Annotated in this window: 23 protein-coding genes; 13 read left to right on the plus strand and 10 right to left on the minus strand. The window is 35.4% G+C overall.

From position 1 onward, the window contains the following. Positions 1 to 328: 328 nt before the first annotated feature. Positions 329 to 1,690 (minus strand): pyridoxal-phosphate dependent enzyme, encoded by a 1,362-nt coding sequence (locus tag ABID46_RS12995; protein ID WP_354510799.1) that lies wholly within the window; start codon positions 1,688 to 1,690, stop codon positions 329 to 331. Positions 1,691 to 1,873: 183 nt separating this feature from the next. On the opposite strand from ABID46_RS12995, the gene ABID46_RS13000 reads away from it, so the two are divergent. The 5 genes from ABID46_RS13000 to ABID46_RS13020 all read left to right on the plus strand — a co-directional run bounded on the left by ABID46_RS13000 (position 1,874) and on the right by ABID46_RS13020 (position 4,354). Further along, entirely contained in the window at positions 1,874 to 2,317 is a 444-nt protein-coding gene (locus tag ABID46_RS13000; RefSeq protein ID WP_354510801.1) for a hypothetical protein, read from the plus strand. 45 nt (positions 2,318 to 2,362) lie between these two features. Further along, complete coding sequence (locus ABID46_RS13005; protein ID WP_354510803.1) at positions 2,363 to 2,803, plus strand: hypothetical protein; 441 nt, start codon at positions 2,363 to 2,365, stop codon at positions 2,801 to 2,803. Between the two features lie 66 nt (positions 2,804 to 2,869). Continuing rightward, positions 2,870 to 3,325, plus strand: coding sequence for a hypothetical protein (locus ABID46_RS13010; protein WP_354510805.1), 456 nt, complete (start codon positions 2,870 to 2,872; stop codon positions 3,323 to 3,325). Positions 3,326 to 3,411: 86 nt separating this feature from the next. After that, positions 3,412 to 3,837: a hypothetical protein gene (locus ABID46_RS13015; RefSeq protein ID WP_354510807.1), complete on the plus strand. Its 426-nt coding sequence runs from the start codon at positions 3,412 to 3,414 to the stop codon at positions 3,835 to 3,837. A 19-nt stretch (positions 3,838 to 3,856) separates the two neighbouring features. Beyond that, on the plus strand, positions 3,857 to 4,354 hold the full coding sequence (locus ABID46_RS13020; protein WP_354510809.1) for a hypothetical protein: 498 nt from the start codon (positions 3,857 to 3,859) through the stop codon (positions 4,352 to 4,354). Between the two features lie 405 nt (positions 4,355 to 4,759). On the opposite strand, the gene lpdA is transcribed toward ABID46_RS13020, so the two are convergent. Next, a complete protein-coding gene (lpdA, locus tag ABID46_RS13025) occupies positions 4,760 to 6,151 on the minus strand; it encodes a dihydrolipoyl dehydrogenase (RefSeq protein ID WP_354510811.1) in 1,392 nt (463 codons plus the stop codon). A 132-nt stretch (positions 6,152 to 6,283) separates the two neighbouring features. Between lpdA and ABID46_RS13030 the strand changes: the two genes are divergently transcribed. Both ABID46_RS13030 and ABID46_RS13035 read left to right on the plus strand, forming a co-directional pair. Then, positions 6,284 to 6,613, plus strand: a complete 330-nt coding sequence (locus tag ABID46_RS13030) for a hypothetical protein (protein WP_354510813.1) — start codon at positions 6,284 to 6,286, stop codon at positions 6,611 to 6,613. A gap of 50 nt (positions 6,614 to 6,663) precedes the next feature. After that, on the plus strand, positions 6,664 to 7,236 hold the full coding sequence (locus tag ABID46_RS13035; protein ID WP_354510815.1) for a PepSY domain-containing protein: 573 nt from the start codon (positions 6,664 to 6,666) through the stop codon (positions 7,234 to 7,236). A gap of 1,321 nt (positions 7,237 to 8,557) precedes the next feature. Here ABID46_RS13035 and ABID46_RS13040 read toward each other — a convergent pair. Both ABID46_RS13040 and ABID46_RS13045 read right to left on the minus strand, forming a co-directional pair. After that, on the minus strand, positions 8,558 to 8,941 hold the full coding sequence (locus ABID46_RS13040; RefSeq protein ID WP_354510817.1) for a DUF3037 domain-containing protein: 384 nt from the start codon (positions 8,939 to 8,941) through the stop codon (positions 8,558 to 8,560). Continuing rightward, positions 8,919 to 9,698, minus strand: coding sequence for a HipA family kinase (locus ABID46_RS13045; protein ID WP_354510819.1), 780 nt, complete (start codon positions 9,696 to 9,698; stop codon positions 8,919 to 8,921). The genes ABID46_RS13040 and ABID46_RS13045 overlap by 23 nt, the downstream gene beginning before the upstream one ends. A 283-nt stretch (positions 9,699 to 9,981) precedes the next feature. On the opposite strand from ABID46_RS13045, the gene ABID46_RS13050 reads away from it, so the two are divergent. Continuing rightward, positions 9,982 to 10,755 (plus strand): GLPGLI family protein, encoded by a 774-nt coding sequence (locus ABID46_RS13050; protein WP_354510821.1) that lies wholly within the window; start codon positions 9,982 to 9,984, stop codon positions 10,753 to 10,755. 78 nt (positions 10,756 to 10,833) lie between these two features. On the opposite strand, the gene ABID46_RS13055 is transcribed toward ABID46_RS13050, so the two are convergent. The 5 genes from ABID46_RS13055 to ABID46_RS13075 are packed head-to-tail and all read right to left on the minus strand — an operon-like array spanning position 10,834 to position 17,528. Further along, positions 10,834 to 14,448 carry a TraB/GumN family protein gene (locus ABID46_RS13055; RefSeq protein ID WP_354510823.1) on the minus strand — a complete coding sequence of 1,205 codons (3,615 nt, stop codon included), beginning with the start codon at positions 14,446 to 14,448 and terminating at the stop codon, positions 10,834 to 10,836. A gap of 44 nt (positions 14,449 to 14,492) precedes the next feature. Continuing rightward, on the minus strand, positions 14,493 to 15,293 hold the full coding sequence (locus ABID46_RS13060; protein ID WP_354510825.1) for a hypothetical protein: 801 nt from the start codon (positions 15,291 to 15,293) through the stop codon (positions 14,493 to 14,495). Further along, positions 15,283 to 16,092, minus strand: coding sequence for a hypothetical protein (locus tag ABID46_RS13065; RefSeq protein ID WP_354510827.1), 810 nt, complete (start codon positions 16,090 to 16,092; stop codon positions 15,283 to 15,285). The genes ABID46_RS13060 and ABID46_RS13065 overlap by 11 nt, the downstream gene beginning before the upstream one ends. A 55-nt stretch (positions 16,093 to 16,147) precedes the next feature. Then, a complete protein-coding gene (locus ABID46_RS13070) occupies positions 16,148 to 17,008 on the minus strand; it encodes a glycosyltransferase family 2 protein (protein WP_354510829.1) in 861 nt (286 codons plus the stop codon). 1 nt (position 17,009) lies between these two features. After that, positions 17,010 to 17,528 carry a class I SAM-dependent methyltransferase gene (locus ABID46_RS13075; RefSeq protein WP_354510831.1) on the minus strand — a complete coding sequence of 173 codons (519 nt, stop codon included), beginning with the start codon at positions 17,526 to 17,528 and terminating at the stop codon, positions 17,010 to 17,012. 29 nt (positions 17,529 to 17,557) lie between these two features. Between ABID46_RS13075 and ABID46_RS13080 the strand changes: the two genes are divergently transcribed. The 3 genes from ABID46_RS13080 (at position 17,558) to ABID46_RS13090 (ending at position 20,298) form a co-directional block, all read left to right on the plus strand. Further along, positions 17,558 to 17,959, plus strand: a complete 402-nt coding sequence (locus ABID46_RS13080; RefSeq protein WP_354510832.1) for a hypothetical protein — start codon at positions 17,558 to 17,560, stop codon at positions 17,957 to 17,959. Positions 17,960 to 18,036: 77 nt separating this feature from the next. Further along, entirely contained in the window at positions 18,037 to 18,843 is an 807-nt protein-coding gene (locus tag ABID46_RS13085; protein ID WP_354510834.1) for an enoyl-ACP reductase FabI, read from the plus strand. A 147-nt stretch (positions 18,844 to 18,990) separates the two neighbouring features. After that, on the plus strand, positions 18,991 to 20,298 hold the full coding sequence (locus ABID46_RS13090; RefSeq protein WP_435529332.1) for an acyl-CoA dehydrogenase family protein: 1,308 nt from the start codon (positions 18,991 to 18,993) through the stop codon (positions 20,296 to 20,298). Positions 20,299 to 20,317: 19 nt separating this feature from the next. Here the strand turns inward: ABID46_RS13090 and ABID46_RS13095 are convergent, their stop codons facing one another. Then, positions 20,318 to 20,653: a 7(1) septoil knot domain-containing protein gene (locus ABID46_RS13095; RefSeq protein WP_354510838.1), complete on the minus strand. Its 336-nt coding sequence runs from the start codon at positions 20,651 to 20,653 to the stop codon at positions 20,318 to 20,320. Between the two features lie 57 nt (positions 20,654 to 20,710). Here ABID46_RS13095 and ABID46_RS13100 point away from each other — a divergent pair, with 57 nt between their 5' ends. Beyond that, positions 20,711 to 21,037: a YegP family protein gene (locus tag ABID46_RS13100; protein ID WP_354510840.1), complete on the plus strand. Its 327-nt coding sequence runs from the start codon at positions 20,711 to 20,713 to the stop codon at positions 21,035 to 21,037. Positions 21,038 to 21,165: 128 nt separating this feature from the next. Next, positions 21,166 to 21,411 carry a hypothetical protein gene (locus tag ABID46_RS13105; RefSeq protein ID WP_354510842.1) on the plus strand — a complete coding sequence of 82 codons (246 nt, stop codon included), beginning with the start codon at positions 21,166 to 21,168 and terminating at the stop codon, positions 21,409 to 21,411. Positions 21,412 to 21,652: the final 241 nt, after the last annotated feature.

Genomic DNA, 21,652 nt, shown 5'->3' on the forward strand with positions numbered 1-21,652 from the left:
TAGATACATAGAAACTCTGAAAATTTTACAGTCGTGGATAGTGAACTTCGTTCCATAGAATTTCATGTTCTAATCACCTTAATTTCCTTAATGTTTTAAAAAAAAAACTAGTCACACTAAATTTTCCTTTCCCCAACCTTAAAGGGTTAGAAAATTTATTTGCTTAAACCTTTGCGAAACAACCATCTGAAAGTTCTTTCGCATAAAACACAAAACCCTGTCCCGATAACTATCAGAACAGGGTTTTTATTTTCTATAAGGATTATCTTTAAGAGGAGAAAGCAGTTCGACGAAGTAATCTCAAAACCTCCATCTTCCAACTCCCTACTTAACGAATCGCTTTAATAATATCATGCTTCGTCAAAATCTGGTGTTTTCCATTTTCCAATTCCACCAAGACAGCATTGTTATCTTTATCAATCAATTTCGATATTTCCTCAATCGGAGCATTGGCTTTTACAATTGGGAACGGTTTTCCCATCAAGGATTTCGTAGGCTTGTCTGCAAGGTCTTTGTCTTCAAAAAATGCACGGAACAATTGTGCTTCATCAAGCGAACCCACAAAACCATTCACATCTACGACTGGAATTTGAGAAATTTCATACTTCTTCATTCGGTCAATCGCATGCGAAACCAATTCTTCTGTTTTCACGGTCACCAATGGCAATTCGATATGGTCTTTGATCAAGTCCGCAGCAGTTGTGATTTCCTCGTCAAGGAATCCGCGCTCACGCATCCAATCATCGTTGAACATCTTCCCAACATAACGGCTTCCATGGTCGTGAAATAAGACAACTACCACATCGTCTGGTTTGAATTCATCTTTCAACTGCAATACTCCTTTGATCGCAGAACCCGCCGAATTCCCCACAAAGATTCCTTCTTCTTTGGCAATTCTACGTGTATACACCGCCGCATCTTTATCGGTTACTTTGGTAAAACCATCGATCAAAGAGAAATCCACATTTTTCGGTAAAATATCTTCCCCGATTCCTTCCGTAATATAACTATAGATTTCGTTTTCGTCAAAAATCCCTGTTTCATGGTACTTTTTGAACACCGAACCATAGGTATCGACTCCCCAAATCTTGATGTTCGGTTTCTTTTCTTTCAAATATTTCGCAACACCCGAAATCGTTCCTCCCGTTCCAACACCCACAACAAAGTGCGTGATTTTCCCTTCGGTTTGTTCCCAGATTTCAGGTCCCGTTTGTTCGTAATGCGCAATCGCGTTAGACGGATTGTCATATTGGTTCACATACCAAGCATTCGGCGTTTCTTCTGCCAAGCGTTTCGAAACTGAATAATAGGAACGCGGATCATCTGGTTCAACGTCAGTCGGACAAACGACAACTTTCGCACCCACGGCACGCAAGATGTCCATCTTTTCTTTGGACTGTTTGTCAGAAATCACACAGATGAGTTTGTACCCTTTGATGATGGCACCCAACGCCAAACCCATACCCGTGTTTCCAGACGTACCCTCAATGATGGTTCCTCCTGGTTGTAAGCGACCGTCTGCTTCTGCGTCTTCGATCATCTTGATCGCCATACGGTCTTTTACCGAGTTTCCAGGGTTAAAGGTTTCTACTTTAGCCAAGACCAAAGCCGGTATTTCTTTGGTGATTTGGTTGATTTTCACCAAGGGAGTGTTCCCAATGGTTTCCAATATGTTGTTGCAATAGTTCATTTTCAAATCATTTGAGGGGCAAAGGTAAAGGTTAGAAGTTAGAGGAGCAAAAATGAGTATCAAGTATTTTATTTATTGAAACTGAAAGATGTAATACCTTATTATATGTAGAAATACATTTGTTGGGTTAGAATTAAATTCCTACATTTAAAATACTTGTAATTAACTTAAAACTAATACTACATGAATAATATTTTACATATTTTTATATATTTCCTTTCCTTTTTCGTAATTCTCTCATGTAACAACGACGATGAAAATGAAGAACAACAACCCCATCCAATTGAAGGAAAGTGGGAATTGCTTAAAAAAGAAGGAGATTTGAACCCCACAACCTATACGACTGATGAAGTAATTTGGACATTTAATCAAAATAATGTTGAGATTGAAATCAATATAGAGGAAGAAGAGCATCTAATCCGTAGCATGTTATTTCCTTTTCATATTCTTGGTACTTATGAATATTCTTTAAATGAAAATCAAATTCATTTTGAACTTGGCTATATGCCTGATGAAGGATATTTAAATCATCCATTTCACATTTCCAGTGATACTTTAATCATTGGAGAAGATTTTTATGGTCCAGCTGGTGGTGGCGGTTTGAAATTGACTTTCAAAAGAAATTAATCGGTATTCTTAAAGAATCAATATGACATTATTAAACATATCGTTATGAAAACATACACTTTAATTTTAACAATCCTCTTATCATTATTTACCATTCTGTCTTGCAACAACGATGACAACCCAACCCAACCTCCCGAACCTCACCCAATTGAAGGAAAGTGGAGTTTAGTTTTTATTTCTGGAGGGTTGAATCCATCGATGAATTTTAATATGGAGGATATTGTATGGGATTTCAAAAATGACGAAACCATGAATGTTGAGTTAAGAATAGGAGTTGAACCACATCCTGCTGACACCTTTATACCTCCCTTTTTAGGTTCCGATTATACATATAACATCAATACAATAGAGGGTGAAATTGTGTTGACAAGTATTCTTTATCCCACTATTCATTACGAGAAAAATTTCATAATAGATCAAGACACTTTAGAAATTTTTGAAAATCCTGGTGCTGATGGTTTGTATAGAAAATTTATAAGAAATTAAAATTGGTTATTCAGTCAAATGCTAAAGATTAACTAAAATATATTTGTTAATATTTTTTAAAATATTATGATGAAAACATACACTTTAATTTTAACAACTATCTTATCTTTATTTACCATTCTCTCATGCAACAACGATGATGAATCACAACAAGTCCAATCGGATAATCAACCAATCGTAGGAAAATGGCATTTGATTTCCAAAAAAGCGGGCATGGGAGATGCCATAACATTTCTACCAAATGAAGTTGTATGGGAGTTTAAAAATGGTAATGAAATTATTAGAACAATTAATATGGAAATAAACAATACAGTATTGGCATTGTTACATCCATATCATGTTTCTGGCTCCCAGAATTATTATTTAGATGAAGTAGAAGATAGGGTGACATTTGATCTTGATTATATGCCAGAAGGTCAAAATAGTTTAACATATCCATTTCGTATTGAATCAGACACTTTGATATTGGGTGAACAATCATCCTATGATGCTTCTTTTATTTATAAGTTTGCTAAAGATTGAAGCTTTTCAATTAATTATAAATTAAATAAGCACTAAATTATGTATTGCTTAATCTTTTTAAACCAAATCCTTTTGAATTAAACATCATGAAAAAAATTGTATTAATTCTTGTTTGCATATTTTCCTCTTTCGTAATTCTCTCTTGCAATAACGATGATGAATCGCAACAAGTCCAACCAGACGATCACCCCATCGTAGGGAAGTGGGAACTAATGAGCATTACGGGTGGTTGGGATACTCGCTATTTCAATGAAGGTGATTATGTGTATCAATTTTTCAATGATGGTACCTTGAAAATAAACATTGGCGAAAATGTGGAACTTCAGGATGATTATAGCATTTATGGATTGAAATTCACTTATACCCTAAATGATACGATTTTAAGTTTGATAGGAGAAAATTATCCTGAACATTCCGTTTCAACCGTTGATTCTATAGAGGGAAATATCCTAAAGTTTGGATATGATATTTCTTCAGGAGGAAATATTGATACATTTAGGAGAATTGATTAAAATCTTTGAATAGATCGTTATGAAACAACTATATTTTTTCTTCTTTATAATTTTCACTGCCCATTTTGCAATGGGACAAACATGTGGGGCATATAAAATTAGAGTAGATGGAAAATTAATGAAACCCGAATATGTGGAAATGGTTAAAGTTCCAAAAATTCAGTATTTAGAAAGTAAAACCGATTTAAAATTTGAAGATGAATTAATGAATGTTCTACCATTTCAAGATAAAATTTCGGTTGAATTATATTCTCCTACTACTTCTCATCTTTATGATGATCCAGAAGATTTAATCCAATTTTATAAAATGAATCACGCTAGTTTTCCTATAATAATTGTCACAAAAGGTGAGGAAAGAATGGAAATTAAGGTGGAAATAAATTGGGTGGATCTTAAAGTGAAGAAAATAGAAGATGAAGGTATTTGGAATGTGTTTGAATTTAATCTCGGCGATATTTGGGTTTATTTTGATAACGGTGAAGTAAATGTAGAGATAACTAATTTTAAAAATAAATAGACGATAGATTAATTTTAGCTACAAAACTTTTATTCCGATGGAATGATGGTTTTTACATTCTACTTTCAGAATTCTAATTTTAATTAGCCCAGATAGCAGTGGATATCCTTTTTGAATTGCCGCCGATTTTTTGTCCAGAAAAAAGAGTGGAATGGAGGTGAACTCCTTTTTTGTGAGAACAAAAAACAAGGCAATCAAAAAGATAGGAACGGATAGCTGGAGATTGCTTCTTAAAGATTGCTTCGTCGTCGTTCCTCCTCCTCGCAATGACAGATAGGATAGGTGTGAATTTGTGGAATGCTTTGAAGTTGCACCAACTTCTCGCAATGAAAAACGGCAAAGAAAAATCTCTGCCGTTTGTGTATGATGGTTTTAAATCTTAGATCTAAAATCTGCAATCAAAAATTAAATATGAATCGCGTGTCCGTATGCATCTTCAACCGCTTCCATGATCGCTTCTGACATGGTTGGGTGAGGGTGGATGGATTTCATGATTTCGTGAGCGGTTGTTTCCAATTTACGAGCAACAACTGCTTCAGCAATCAATTCCGTAGCACCATCCCCGATGATATGGCATCCTAACCATTCGCCGTATTTCGCATCGAAAATCACTTTTACAAATCCGTCAGCAGCACCGTTTGCAACCGCTTTACCGTTGGCAGAGAAAGGGAATTTCCCCACTTTCACGTCGTAACCTGCTTCTTTTGCTTTGGCTTCGGTAAATCCGACAGACGCAATCTCTGGCGAACAGTAGGTACAACCTGGTACATTGTTGAAATCAATCGCTTCAACATGTTCTCCAGCGATTTTCTCCACACATAAGATCGCTTGCGCCGATGCAACGTGCGCCAAATCTTGTCCGTGAACCACGTCACCAATTGCATAATAGCCGGCAACATTGGTTTGACAGAAATCGTTGATTTTGATTTTTCCTCTTTCCGTTTGGATTCCTACGTCTTCTAGTCCGATGTTCTCGATGTTTGCCACAACTCCAACAGCCGAAAGGACGATGTCTGCTTCCAATACTTCTTCGCCGTTTTTGGTTTTTACAGTCGCTTTCACACCTTCACCTGAGGTATCAACCGAAGTAACTTCAGCATTGGTCATGATGTTAATTCCTGCTTTTTTGAAGGATTTTTCCAATTGTTTGGAAACATCTTCGTCCTCAACTGGAACGATTCTAGGCATAAACTCAACGATGGTTACTTTTACACCCAATGTATGATAGAAATAAGCGAATTCTACTCCGATAGCACCACTACCTACCACAATCATGGATTTAGGTTGAGTAGGTAAACTCAAAGCACCACGGTATCCGATTACTTTTTTACCGTCTTGCGGCAAGCTTGGTAATTCGCGAGAGCGACCACCTGTTGCGATGATGATATGATCTGCAGAAACTTCGTTGGAAACGCCATCTTCAACTTTTACCATGATTTTCTTTCCTGGTTTTACAGTAGCTTCACCTTTGATGACTTCAATTTTGTTCTTTTTCATCAAGAATTGAACACCTTTGCTCATCGTGTCAGCTACACCACGGCTACGTTTTACGATGTTTTCAAATTCGTAGGAAATGTTTTCGGGTTTGTTGAAACCGAAATCTTCTGCATGGTTTAAATATTTGAAAACTTGAGCACTTTTTAACAATGCTTTGGTTGGGATACATCCCCAATTCAAACAAATTCCACCAAGTTCTGCTTTTTCAATTACGGCAACTTTTTTGCCCAATTGTGCTGCACGAATGGCTGCTACGTATCCGCCTGGTCCGCTTCCGATTACTGCTATATCAAATTTCATCTTTATAAATTTTAATTTAGGTTATTCAGATTTTCCCTGAAATCGAGGGCTAAAATAAGAATTATTGAAGGAATTTTCTTCATCTTGGTAAAACTAAGTGGAATTTTCTATTTTTACTTTAAGAATCTATCCATGAAACTATTTTTTGATAATATTTCGGAACAAGTTAAAATACCAATGGATTTCCCGCTAGAGGCGGTTTTGGAACAAGCATTGGAGGTTTTTGATCAATTGCCAGAGGACGATGGTAGTTCATTTGGGATTGTGAACGAACAGAATATTGTGGTTCAGTTTTATAAGTTCAATGCGTTTATGTGGATGGTGGAAATTCCCGATCACTCGAAGCATGGAATTTATCAGGCCATTTGCAATCGTGGACAATGCATCAGAATCATTGAGGATTTATTTTCGGGTGCCGATGCGATGACGGTGGCTCAGTTTAAGTTTGAGTCCTATTTGTGATTCTGCGAAGTTCGAAATTCGAAATTCGATTTTTTTAATAGTTTTGTTTCATGAGCAAATCGACTGATAGAAAGAAACAAGCCAAAATTTTACGAATATTTAGAAAAGTGCATCGGACAACAGGTGCTTTACTTTTCATTTTCTTTTTTGTGGTTTCTGTAACTGGGCTTTTACTAGGATGGAAAAAGCATAGCAACGGAATGATTCTTCCGAAATCCTATCAGGGTACTTCTACCGATTTAAAAGATTGGTTGCCACTCGATTCTTTGCATAGCATTGCAGTTTATCATTTGCATGAATCTGTCGATAAAGATTTAAAATTGGATTTAGAACGAATTGATGTGAGAAAAGACAAAGGGATGGTGAAGTTTGTTTTTCTCGATCATTTTTGGGGAATTCAACTTGATGGAGCAACGGGGGAATTACTGCATATTGAAAAACGTCGTTCTGATATTATTGAAAACATTCACGACGGTTCCATCCTCGATTATTATTTCAATACAAAAGGGGAATATTTCAAATTGGTTTATACAAGCATCATGGGATTGGCTTTGTTGTTGTTTACCATCACGGGTTTCTGGCTGTGGTATGGTCCGAAGAGGATGAGGCAAAGTAGGAAGTAGGTCTTTATTATTATCGAAAATGCGTTTCTCCTCTTAATATCAAATGCTCAAAATGATATATGAATATAAAGCTTTAGTTATTTATTAAGAAAAGAGCCGCAAAGAATACACAAAGTTTCGCAAAGGTTTAAATAAATAAATTTTCACACCCTTTAGGGTTAGGGGAAAGGAAAATTTATTCTAATTAGGGTTCATTAGATTGCTTCGTTCCTCGCAATGACATTCGAGATCGCATTGACATACGGATCGTAATGACAAAGGAGTCGATTGTCATTCTGAATGGCGCGAAGCAGAATGAAGAATCTTAGATTTTTCGACTTCACTGCGTTCCGCTCAAAATGACAGATGGATATCGAGATTTGGTTATTTATTAAGAAAAGAGCCGCAAAGAATACACAAAGTTTCGCGAAGGTTTAAATAAATAAATTTTTCGCCCTTTAGGGTTAGGGTAAAAGAAAAATTTATTCTGACTTTGGTTCTTTAAAACATTAAGGAGATTAGAATATGAAAATCTATGGAACGAAGTTCACTATCCATAACTTTGAAATATTCAGGACAAACTATGTTTCTATGTGGTTTTTTATTACGCAAAGTTTAGCGAAGTTTAGCGAAGGTTTAAATAAATAAATTTTTCGCCCTTTAGGGTTAGGGTAAAAGAAAAATTTATTCTGACTTTGGTTCTTTAAAACATTAAGGAAATTAAGGAGATTAGAATATGAAATTCTATGGAACGAAGTTCACTATCCATAACTTTAAAATATTCAGGACAAACTATGTTTCTATGTGGTTTTATAATTTAGTTATTTATTACGCAAAGAGCCGCAAAGAAAACACAAAGTTTCGCAAAGGTTTAAGCAAATATATTTTTCACCCTTTAGGGTTAGGGGAAAGGAAAATTTATTCTAATTAGGGTTCATTAGATTGCTTCTCCAGATTGCTTCGTTCCTCGCAATGACATTCGAGATCGCAATGACATTCGAGATCGCAATGACAAAGGAGTCGATTGTCATTCTGAATGGCGCGAAGCAGAATGAAGAATCTTAGATTTTTCGACTTCACTGCGTTCCGCTCAAAATGACAGATGGATATCGAGATTTGGTTATTTATTACGCAAAGAGCCGCAAAGAATACGCAAAGTTTCGTGAAGGTTTAATCTAATAAATTTTTCGCCCTTTAGGGTTAGGGTAAAAGAAAAATTTATTCTGACTTTGGTTCTTTAAAACATTAAGGAGATTAGAATATGAAAATCTATGGAACGAAGTTCACTATCCATAACTATAAAATATTCAAGACAAACTATGTTCCTATGTGGTTTGAAACCTTATCCAACTTGTTCCTCAAACAAACAGTTCAAGGTCTTTTCTACATCATCTGAAAATCCTGGATGCGGACGTGAAGTTTGAATGCAAGAACTTCTAACAGCGGTCATCCAACGAAATCTCGATGCAACATCCATTTGGGCTATAGGTCCGCCTTCTTTGTCACCGTTTGCAATGAGTTCAAAAGATTTCAAATTGAGTTTGACTTGTTCTTCGTCCAATTCGGTTTCATATGCACGGAATTTGGTTTCATTGAAAAAGGTTTTGATCCAAATTCGTTTTTCCGATTTGGCATAAATCATAATTCCCGCATTGATGAATTCTTCTCGTTCCACTTTAGGGAAGATTCGAATTACCGCATATTCATATAAGATTTTGTCTTGCATTTTGGGCTTCTTTTACAAATAGTTGGGAATTATCTCGTCTGATTTTCAGGAAATCTGCATAAACTTTACGTAGGTCATTGGGTTCTAAATCATAATCCCAATTGAGCCATTCGTCGGGTAGGAGTCGCACCAATTCGTCAATGAATTCATCGGTCATCAAAGGTTTTAATCGGTCTTCTGCTTCTTGAATTTCGGAAGCGAAAGGCAATAGTACATGGTCCTTGATAAAGGCAAATGGGCTTTGGGCTTGTTTTTCCCAATTGTCCCAAGAATGATGGAAATAAAAACTGGAACCATGGTCAATCAGCCATAATTCTTTGTGCCACATCAGCATATTGGTGTTGCGAAAGGTTCGATCTACATTGGTGATATAGGCATCTAACCAAACGATTTCAGACGCTAGTTTCGGATCGATTTTCATCACATTGGGATCGTAATTGATGGATCCAGACAAAAAATGCAATCCCAAATTGAGTCCTTGACTAGCTTGTAGTAAATCTTGAATTTCTTCATCGGCTTCGGTTCGACCAAATGCTTCATCGAGGCAAAGAAAAATGAGTTCGGGAACTTTGAATCCCAATTTTCGTGCGATTTCACCACCCAAAAGCTCTGCAATCACCGATTTTTCCCGGTGTCCAGATCCTTTGAATTTTACGACATATTTAAATCCATCATCGGCTTCCGCCAAAGCAGGCAAGGAGCCACCTTCGCGCAAGGGTAGGATGTATCGGGTGAGATTGGCACTTCTTAATTCCATGAGGTCAAAGGTAAGGTATGGAGTTTAAAGTTTAATGTTTAAAGTTTTTTTTTGGTAGTTGGTGTTAGGTGTCAAGTATCAAGTATCAAGTATCAGGTATCGAGTATGAAGTATCAGGTATCGAGTAACAATAAATTGGGGAATGTTGCTTGATTTTTGAAGTTAGAAAGAAAAATTAGAGATCAAAAATTAGAGATCAAAAATTAGTGATCAAAAATTCTATATCATTCAGAAATATTTCTAACTTTAAATTCATTGTTCTACCTATTTAAAGTAAATGATTATGAATTATTTTAAGTTTATATTTCTTTTTTTATTGCTTTTTTTATGTTCTAATCTCCAATCCATTTATGGACAAAATTCATTGAAGGTTATGTATGAAGCTTCCCAGGAAATTGACTTAGATGAAATTTCGATTATGGGGATAAAAGCAAGTAATTCTAATTTGGCAGATGTTATACTTGAAGCTCAACAAGCTAAATATCCTTACGAATTAGTTTTGAATAAGGAAACCTCTTCATTTCTTCCTTTGGAGAGAATTAACAACTCTCAGACTTCTGAAAATATTATTGTAGTTATGAATCCTGCTGGTAAACATCTGTATAAAAACATAAAGGAAAATTATTTCGTAGAAGAAGTTTCATTTTTAAATAGACAATTTAGAATAAAAGATTCATTGCCTAATTACGAATGGAAATTAGAGAAAGATACAAAAGAAATTCTTCAATATGAAGTTAGAAAAGCCGTTTCGGTTGTTGATACTGCAAAAATAATTACTGCATGGTATGCACCAAAATTAGCTTTCAAAGATGGTCCTAAAAATTTTTGGGGACTGCCAGGTTTAATTTTGGAAGTAGAAATTTCTTCAACTAAAGCCAAAGATATAACAAGAATTAAGGTTGTTGAAATGATTGAATTAGATGATAAAAACAAAACCTTTAATATTTCACAACCTAAAAAAGGAAAGTTTTTAAGTCGAGAAGAATTTAGAACGTTAATGGATGATTATCAAACCAAAGAAATGGAATTTTTTGGTCAAGGTGTTGATGTAGATTGAAAATAATATCTAAAAAATTCAACTTTTTAAATTTTGGAATAAAGAGCTGAAACCTTAGAAATTCAGCTCTAATATAGTTTAATACATCGACATCGGAAGGTTGTAACGATCCACGAAACTGGCACGTTTTTTCTCTCCAAATAGCACTTTGTCTAGATCATTTATAATGGTTTTTTCCAAGGATTCTTCGTCTATATATTCGCTTGGGTCATTGCTATGGATGGATTCCAGCTCTACTTTTAAACTAGAATCTTCGTCTATTTCTATCCCCACGCTATGAATTTCGGTTACATCCATCATCGTATATTGATTTTTGGATTTGTACTTGAAAAAGAAAACCTCAAAGGATTTGTCTTTGTAACTCACCTTACGTTTGGTTAGAAATTCCAAGGAATCCTTTTTCTCATCAAAATTGTAAAGTCCATTTATCATAATAGATTTGGCAACTTGAGTATAGTTGATTTCTTTGGGCAAATCCTTTAAACGATCTTCTTCTTTGTAAATTTTGTAAATTGCCAAAGCATTTTTATCCTCATTTAATAATATTTTCAACAAATTAGTTGGAATTTCATCTTTGTTTTTAAGTTTCTGCTCCAAACTATACAACATCAATTCTGGGACTTCCAATTGATCTACTTTTTGTAAAAATTCTTTGATGCCCTTATCGGTTGAAAATGGTTGCAATAAAACCAAATAATTTTTAAGCATTGTAAACGGAGAACCATATTCATTGTATGAATCATAAGTTACAGAATGCATCAAACGATCGATTTCATTATCAAATCCATATTCTTGATTAGAAGCCTTCCAAGCGCTATAGGAACGTTTTAATTCTAATTTTCCTAAAGTCAACAAATCTTTTCGATGTGATTTTAATTTTGATGGTTGAATGGCTCCACTATCCACCAATTCGGCAGCCAAGGAAATGATTTGGTTTTGGTATTCTGGTATGCTTTTGAAATTCATCAAATCAGGTAGAATTTTAGCCGATTTCTTTTGATTCAATTTTAATTGAGTGAAGAAAGAACTCACCATCATTGGCGAACTTGGTAAAGGCAAATCATCTTTTAACAATGCCATCATGGTTGTGTAATCTTCATCCGAATCTTTGGAAGCCATGCTTTCAATAACCGCAATTTGAACATTGCTATCATCGGTATTTTTATGGTAGAAGTTCGTCAAAAATTCTTTGGCTTTTGGATGATTGAGATTGGCGATTTTTTTGAACAATTGATTTTTATAGGTTTCTTCTTCCTCTGAAAATTCATGATTCTCCAAAAGATTTACCAAGGTCGGTAAGTCTTCATTTTTGAATTTGATTTGATTGATCGACTTCAATGCAGAAGAACGGATGCTATCTTCTGAACTATTCAAATCTTCCAGAAATAAATTCATCTTATTTTCAAATATAGAAGTTTGGGTTTCAGAAGCATTCGGTTTAATACTCGAAAAGAAATCCTCAATAAAAGAATCATTTCCTTGGTAATTTAATGGAACCAAAGTTTTCAAGGAATAATAATAGTTTCCATTGGTGATATACGCAGCTTTGACTTTTTGTTCGGAACCCTTTTTCTTGAAATGAGCATCCATGCGATGATCGCCTTGCGCTGTGGTGGAAATTTTCTTGGATTCCAATTCAAAATCATACATTTCATCATTGTTTTTGATGATTTCGTTCCACAAAGAATCAATTTTTTCGTAGGATTCGTAGCGATCAAAGGTTCGGTAATTCACGGTTATATTTTGTCGAGAATCTGAATGAAAATCTCTGGATTTGTTGATTCCTTCAAAATGATTTTTTTCTGACGGATCTCCATATCCATAAGCATAAGCTTCGTATTCGTAAGGATTTCTAACAGGTTTGAATTGTGTTCTCACAGACATATTCAATGTAGTGTCTTGATGAACTATTGGTTCATTTAGGTAGTGAAATTCATTCAATTGGAAACTATCAAAGAATTTATTCGTTTGAGATGAATTTCCTGTTGATCCCAAAAGATAATAATGAGATCCTTTGATGACCGATTTCAAACGAATTGTTTTCTCATCATTTAAATTTCCTTCTGATGTGAATGAATTTTTCGATTTGTCTAAATTTCCATTCAACGAATCGATTTTTAAATTTCGGTAGAATTCATAATGAATTCGTTTCAATTCAAATTCCGTATCCTCCAAATAATCAACATCATTCAAGGATTTTTCCATGACGAAATAATGGGAATCATCGGTTGCATCATATCCATAAATCTGTGGATTATTGGCCCAAACAATCGTTGGGTCATTTGTCGAAATAGTATGATAAGCTGGCATCAAAACCTCATAACCTCCTCGAATTGGTGAAGTCTTTACCCATTGTGAATCCATGGGTTTGATTTGAAGAGAATTTCGGATGGATTGGCTGTTGACATCGACAAATTCATATTTTCCGATCATCGAAACCAAAAGATATTCAATAGGCGTGGAGATAAACCAATAGCGTTGGTGGTCGCCATCTTTGGTTTTATTCGTCACGTCAAGGACATCAAATCCGTTGATTTTGGTTTGCTCTTTTTTGATGATTCTCCCCGGAATATTTTCAAACAACAAACTATCAATTTTACTGATTCCCGAGCGATGGTTGTCTTTTCTCAGGAAATCAAATTTTTTCAAACGAATGATGTTCACAAATGATCCATTTTTCAAATCGGGTGAAAGTGAAATTCCCAATCCACCAAAATCAAATTCATAAAATTTCGACGCCGAATTGACGGATATTATTTGGTCAGAAGTTGAGGATTTTGTGTAATTTGAAAATTGAAAGGCATGATCCAAACGTTCTTTTTCGGCTTTTCCTTTTTGCGTGTATTCGCCCAAAATAGGCGATACTTGGTATCCTTTTTCGCGAAGTTTTTCAATAACACCATTGGGTCCAGGTAAATGAGCAGCACCAATTCCTATAAACAAAGTTTGACCTTTTTGAAAAATAGAATCCATTCGATGAACCATGTTGTCATTTCGTTGAAACAACATGTATTCGTTGTATTTGGGTGAATTGGTTCCTATACTGATGGAATCAATCATATCCAAATTTTTGTCGCGATATGCATTTTCCAACAAGACATTTAGAGGTTTTTCCATCAATAGTTTCTTTGCCCAAGCAGGCGGATCGAAATTTCGGTTGGATTTCATCGCCTTGTTAACCAAATCTCTAGATTCTTCAAAATCTTCTAGGCTAACAATTTCTCGATTGGTACGTTTTCCAGTTTGATAAATAAACATATCCAAATAGGTATCTTCCTGATAATCACTCATTTGATCATAGGTTCTATACAGAATTCCATTTAACATCATCTTATTAAATAGAAAGGACTCTTTGATATGAACCGTTTGAAGTGGTTCCAATAAAAAATTGGTGTAGAAAAGTCCTGTTCCAAATCCATTTCCCATCAAAGATAATTCGGGAGATTTTTGCATTTCATCCATCCAAATTTCTGGATTGGATTCCAAGGCTATTTTGTCAGTTGAAATTAATTTTTCAAAAAACACATCCGATAAATGAAAAGCGATTCTCTCGCTAACATGCATGGTTCCATACAAATAAGAAGGTCTTTCATTGTCTTTTTTGATTTCCCAGAGTAAACTTGGGTATTTTAACTGCCCATAAGAACTTATTGTAAAAAGAAGTAAAAAGAGGGTTTGAAAGGAATTTTTCATTGAAATCTAAATAAGGACGAATATAATAGATTTCCTCCAATTACTTATTCGGATTCCAACAATGGTGCATCCCAATTTTTCAATCTGGTCAAATACAAAGGAGCTGTTTTTTGCAATTCAATCATGATCGATAAAAAGTTTTGATTGTCCAAGGAAATCGGAATTTGCGTGTTTGTTTCGTAGGAGTAATAAACAAATTCGCGTATTTTTTCTTTCGGGATTTCTAAATCTTTGACAAAGTAGTCCTCGCCAAAAAAGTCCTGAATTTCTTTTATTTTGAATTCTTTTCCTTCAAATGCATACAAATTTTGCCGTCTACGCAAATCGCCGGTTATGGATTCAAATATTTTCTCCACGTTGACATGCATCAAAGAAATGTCCTTGCCCAAAGTGAAATTAGAAGAATCGCGAAGTTTGCTTGCGTCAGGATTTACGCCCAATTCATCATAAAGTTTTGTCACCACATCCTTTTTCCCACTGTATTTGGCGTCAATGTCTAAATATCCCGTTAACTTTTTGGTGATAACCGCTTCATCCAAAACTATGGTTTGTAGACTCAAATGGATGGTTAGTAAATCCTTTTTCAAAAGGTTTTCATTGATTTCGAAACTTCTTGATTCATAAAAATCGGAACGAATCAATAACAAATCTCCTGCTTGAGCTTTAACGGTAAAACTTCCTGTCAAATCGGTAACCGAGGTGATTTGGGTCCGCGAATTGGTGATGAAAATTCCTTCAGCAGAAAAATCCTCCAAATCAATGATGATTCTACCCGTTATGGTTTTTTCTTGCGCATGCAACAAACCAAATAAGAAAAGGCAAAGAAGAAATAGTTTAGTATTCATTGATTCTGGATGAATTATTAAGTCGTTCAAGATAATTGGTCGCAAAACTTTCTAAAATTGTTTCAGCTTCCATCATATGATTGTTCTCAACCTTGGCCAAAATATCGGATGACTCGTAAGCAAAGGAAAGAAATTCTAGGATTTTAAATGAGGGAATTTTTAAATATTCTACGAAATATTCTTCCGTCCATTTTTCTCTTATTAATTGAATGTTTTCTTGGTGCTTTTCGTAGGCAAATAGTTCTCGCTGTCGTTTGTTGTATCCATTTAATTCGCCTATAATTTTCGGAATTTTCAAGGTTATAACATCGATCACTCGAAACTTATCGACTTTTTGCCCCGAAGGATTGGGTGGTGGAACATCTTTTTCACGAATACCTAAATTGGCATAAACTTGCCCAATGGTATCCCGAAACTTGACGTTTTTTGCATCTTGAACCAAATCGCCTGTAAGTGTAAATTGACGGATTTTGGCTTCGTCCAATTCTATGGTTAAAATAGCCAAATGAAGATTGATTTTTCCTTTTTCGAATAAATTTGGAGTAATCAGAATCGTTCGGTTTTCATAGAAATCGGATTCTACATAAAGAACATCATTTTCTTGAGCCATAAGTTGAACTCTTCCAAATGAGTCGATAAATTTTCCAGATTTTGTACGTGGATTGAAGAGGTAGACGCTTCCCGGATGTTCTTCTTCCTCGTCATCGATGATGACTTGAACGAAAATTTCCTTCTCTTGAGAAAGAACAACATCCAAAAAGCTAAAATAAACTACTAATATGAGAATGATTCTCTGCATATGTAACGACAAAGAAATCGATTTAGTATGTACGAAAATTTCGTTTAACAAAAAATTAGTGTCGATTTACCAATTTTTTAAGAATTCCTTGCCATCTAAATTGACGAATGAATTTACCTTCTTCGCTTGTAACCATCTTTTGGTCAGGGTTCAGAGCGGATTTAATGAATCCATTCATCGTGGAAAAGAAAACAGAAAAATTTTTCTTTTGCCAAGCAGATTTTGATGCTGCAATGAGACTAATTAAGAATCCATAGTCCATTTTGTAAAATCCTTGACCTGTTTTTTCTGCGTGAATACTTTGATAAGCTGAACCCGTTGGCTTCTGTAATTTCACTTTCAAATCTTCACGAACTTTGATTTCGAATTGATGATAGTGTGCAAGCAATTCATCGACCGTATCCCAACCGATGGATTTTTTTAATCCACCAATTTTTTGAAAACAAGCTTTTGAATAAGCTTTGAATGGTCCACGAACTTGTTTTTTGTTCCCGATTTTTTCAAACGTCCATTCCCCATTTTGTTCGATCATTGCCAATCCGCCTGCTATTCCAATTTTCGGATTGTTCTGAAATTCGCGACAGATTTCTTCGAAATAATTAGCCGGAAGAATCACATCGGCATCCAACTTTACAATAATATCCCAATCTTTTTGAATCTGTTCAAACCCTTTGTAGAAAGCGTTCACGATTTTGCTTCCGGGTTCGTGCGTAGTGGATTTATTTTCAGAATGTAAGGTTTTGATAAAGGAAAATTTTGCAACATACTCTTGAATGATTGCAGCCGTTGCATCAGTTGAATTATCGTTGACTACTATGAGTTCTTGCGGTAAATAGGTTTGTTGAACAATAGATTCAAGCGCATTTTCAATGTATTTTTCTTCATTGTGCGCGGGAAGGATGATGCTGTATGTCAACTTATTTTCGTTCAGCATAAACCGCGTAATAGCGTGGTGTAATTCTTCTTAACAAAGGTCTAATTCCGATTTTCCCTGAAGGATTGGTCCATTTCTTTCGGAATTTTATTTCCCATCCGGCTTTTTCCAACAATCGGTCCAATTGCCAATCGGTAAATTCGTGGTAATGCCAATCGCGGATGTCGTCCATATTTCGATACGGATCAGCAAACCATAATTTCAAAGGAACCGTTACCAAAAGTTTCTTTCCGGGTAAATTTTTAATAATCGAATAAGGATTTAAAAAGTGCTCCACTATTTCAAAAGCGGTTACGACTTCGACATCATAATCTTTTAAATGCTCGTAATGATCATCCAAATCTTCTCCGCCTGTATTGGTGACATCAAATCCTTTTTCACGAATTAAATTGGACAAAGGGTTTTCTACACCCAAATCGAGAATTTTTTCGTTGGGAGATAGAAATTGATCGACCAATTCCAAGGTATGTTGATAACGTTTTTTGGGAACTACTTTATACATCTCGCCAAAATTAACGAAATTTACCCGAGATGAATCAAAAATCTAAATACCGCTTACGAATTAATTCCACCATTATTGGTTATGCAGAGGAATTGGATGAAGGAATTTTACTGAAAGGAAATTCGGTGGAACAAGCTTGGTACAATTTAAAAGAATACAATAAAATCGATCGTCACGTTGGGATTCAAGATAAATTTCATCGGGATATTTACGAAAATGATTTGGTGAATTATCGATTAAATGGAAAATCTCCAATGCGAAAAGGTGTTATTTTGCAAAGTCAAACGATGGAATCTTTTGGCATTTTGGACTTGGAATCCAAGCATTTTACGCATTTATTTATCAACGACATTTGCTTATTTCAATCCGAAAAAATGGAAATATATTCGCATCTATTTAACCATCCGGAATTAGAATCAAAATTCACCTAAAGAAAAACATCTTCGGTGTTTTGTTTCTCATCAAACAAAAAACATTATTTTTGAACTTTAAAACAAACAAATAAGCTATGTCATACGGATTATTAAAAGGAAAGAAAGGAATTATTTTTGGAGCCTTAGATGCGAATTCAATTGCTTGGAAAGCGGCAGAAAAATGCCACGAAGAAGGAGCTGAATTTATTTTAACCAATGCGCCAGTTGCTTTGCGTATGGGTGAATTAAATGGATTGGCAGAAAAAACAGGTTCGGAAGTAGTAGGAGCAGATGCAACTTCTATGGAAGATCTTTCCAATTTGTTTGATAGAGCCATTGAAAAATGGGGCAAAATCGATTTCGTATTGCATTCGATTGGTATGAGTATCAACGTTCGTAAAGGAAAACATTATACCGATGTTGACTATAATTTCTTGACCAAAGGTTGGGATATTTCAGCCGTTTCTTTTCACAAAGTGATGAAAACTGCTTGGGACAAAGATTGTATGAACGAGTGGGGAAGTATCCTTGCTTTGACCTACATCGCTGCGCAAAGAACATTCCCAGATTATAACGATATGGCCGATAACAAAGCCTATTTGGAATCAATCACTAGAAGTTTCGGATATTTCTGGGGCAAAGAAAAAAATGTACGTGTTAACACGATTTCTCAATCTCCAACGCCTACAACTGCAGGTCAAGGAGTAAAAGGATTTAGTGGTTTTATGAAATTCGCTGACGAAATGTCTCCACTTGGAAATGCAACAGCAGAAGATTGTGCCAACTATATTGTCGCTATGTTCTCTGACTTGACCAAAAAAGTAACGATGCAAAACTTGTACAACGATGGAGGTTACAACAATACCGGAGTTTCGCAAGAAGTAGCAGAGAAATTCTTATAAATTCAATTTCAAATACGATAGAAAAGGGTTGGTTTTCCAGCCCTTTTTTATTTGGGTATAAATTTTGACCTAATTTTAAGGAAATCAAAATTATACACTATGGGAATTTTCAAGAACCTTCGTCAAGCCTTTCATTTATTTCAAGAAATGGATTTAGGCCAAATCATTGAACTGAACAAAAAAGTGGATTTGTCTGCGGCAATGAAAGAATTATCCAAATTGGATGAAAAGCAGATGCAAGGATTATTGAAAATGCTCAATTCTTCCCAAACCAAAAAAGAACTTCCCGAAATCAATCCCGACTTTTATGAATTGAGTGACAAACTAACACTCGAACAACAAGCCCTTCAATTAAAAGTCCGAAATTTTATGGAAGAAGAAGTCAATCCGATTGTCAACGATTATTGGTTGCGCGATGAATTTCCCTACGAATTAATTCCAAAAATGGGTGAACTGGGTTTAGCAGGCGTCACCTATGATGGATACGGTTGTCCCAACTTACCTTTTTTGATGGAAGGAATTCTCGCAATGGAAATGGCGAGAGTCGATGCTTCGATTGCCACTTTTTTCGGGGTTCAAAGTGGTTTGACAATGGGTTCTATTTATATGTGTGGTTCAGAAGATCAAAAACAAGAATGGTTACCCGCAATGAACAAAATGCAAAAAATTGGTGCGTTTGGATTGACGGAACCCGAAGTTGGATCGGGCGCTGCCGGCGGATTGACGACGACCTGTAAATTGACGGCTGATGGATGGGTGCTCAACGGACAGAAAAAATGGATTGGCAATGCAACCTTTGCCGATGTGGTGGTGATTTGGGCGAAAGATGAAGCAGATGGTGAAGTGAAAGGATTTTTGGTGCGAAAAGAAAATCCTGGATTTCAAGTAGAAAAAATCAAAGGGAAAATGGCCTTACGAATTGTTCAAAATGGATTAATTACCTTGACCAATTGTGTGGTCGAAGAAAAAGATAGATTACCGCTCGCCAATTCTTTTAAAAATACAGCCAATGTCTTGCGTATGACGAGGGCAGGAGTCGCTTGGATGGCGGTTGGTTGTGCGCGTGGTGCTTATGAAAATGCCTTGGTTTATACCCAAAACCGAAAACAATTTGGGAAACCCATTGCCTCTTTTCAGTTGATTCAAAACCATTTGGTTGAAATGATTTCCAATCTCACGGCAATGCAAACCTTGGTGTTTCGTTTGTCAGAATTACAAGATTTAGGTCAATTAAAAGATGAACACGCTTCTTTGGCGAAAGTATTTTGTACGCTTCGAACGAGAGATATTGTGCGAGGAGCAAGAGAAGTGATGGGCGGAAACGGAATTTTATTGGAACACAATGTGGCGAGATTTGTAGCCGATGCCGAAGCGATTTATTCCTACGAAGGAACCAAAGAAATCAATACTTTGATTGTAGGGCGTTCTATTACAGGATTTAGCGCTTTTGTGTAATTGAGGAATTCGTTTAAATTCAATAAAACAAATGCTGTTTGGATTTATTTTTCCATCCGGCATCGCTTTTGTATTCCGAAAAGTAGATGATGACATCGGCATCTGATTTCCAATCGGTAAAATAGATTTTTTTGTCCGCATCCGATTTCCATTCGGTGAAAAACCAAATTCCTTCGTTTTTGTCCGCGTCAGATTTCCAAGTTGTTTTATAAACGATCAAATCCGCATCTGATTTCCATTCGGTTACAAAAACCTTTACATCAGCGTCAGACTTCCAATCGGTTGAATATATTTTCTGTGCAAAGCTGATTTGCAAAAGGAATCCAAACAGAATAAAACTGAAAAATGCTTTCATTGGAAAATTCTTTAAAAATTAGTACACTTGTAGAAATAACCTTTTAAAATTAATCAAATGTTTGAAATTTATCAAGACAAAGCAGGGGAGTTTCGTTTTCGTTTAAAAGCAAAAAATCACCAAAATATTTTGGCTAGTGAAGGATATGCACAAAAAGCAGGATGTCAAAATGGAATCGAATCCGTAAAAAAGAATGCAAAAGATGCTTCCAATTTTGAATTGAAACAAACCGTTTCAGAAAAATGGATGTTCAATTTGAAAGCTGCAAATGGACAAGTGATTGGAACAAGCCAAATGTACGAAAGCGAGGCAGGTGCAAAAAATGGAATAGAATCGGTGATGAACAACGCTCCCGACGCAGAAGTAGTGGAAGTTGATAATTAATTTTCTCAACCAAACTTTTAGGTTTCGATTTTTTCAGGTAATTTTTTTATAAGATAGTTAGAGTCAAACTTTTATTCTTCAAATATTTTAGTATGTTTACACTCTCAACAATTAGAATTTAACAAACTATGAAAAAATTTACTTTGATTGCGTTTACCTTAATTGGTTCTTTAGCATTTGTCGGATGTTCAGGAGATGATGATGGAGGTGGAGGATGTTTTACTTGTAGTCAAACAGGTTCAGTGATGAAATATTGTAAAAAAGGGAGCAATGAGTATACGATTTCTGTAGGTGGAATCGTGGTTCAGACTTTACCTTTAGGAGAACAAACTTGGGAAGAATTCAAAGCAGATATGTTAGAATTATGTGATTAATCACATTTTTTTCATAAAAAAGATTAATAAAGCTCAAAGTCGCTTATAAAGAGTAGTTTACAAGAGAGGAAAACGTTGCCGGTAACGATTTAGTAATGGTGCTTGTTGCTTGCGTTTTTATTCATTTTCCTTGTAAATCAAATACAATGACTAGTCCTAAAATAGATTGACAGTTATTAACTATAATTTAAATCCGGAGAGATTTTATTTCTTCGGATTTTTTTGTGTCTTTTTTCTGGAG

It is taken from the genome of Moheibacter stercoris (assembly GCF_040545805.1).
Taxonomy (GTDB): Bacteria; Bacteroidota; Bacteroidia; order Flavobacteriales; family Weeksellaceae; genus Moheibacter; species Moheibacter stercoris.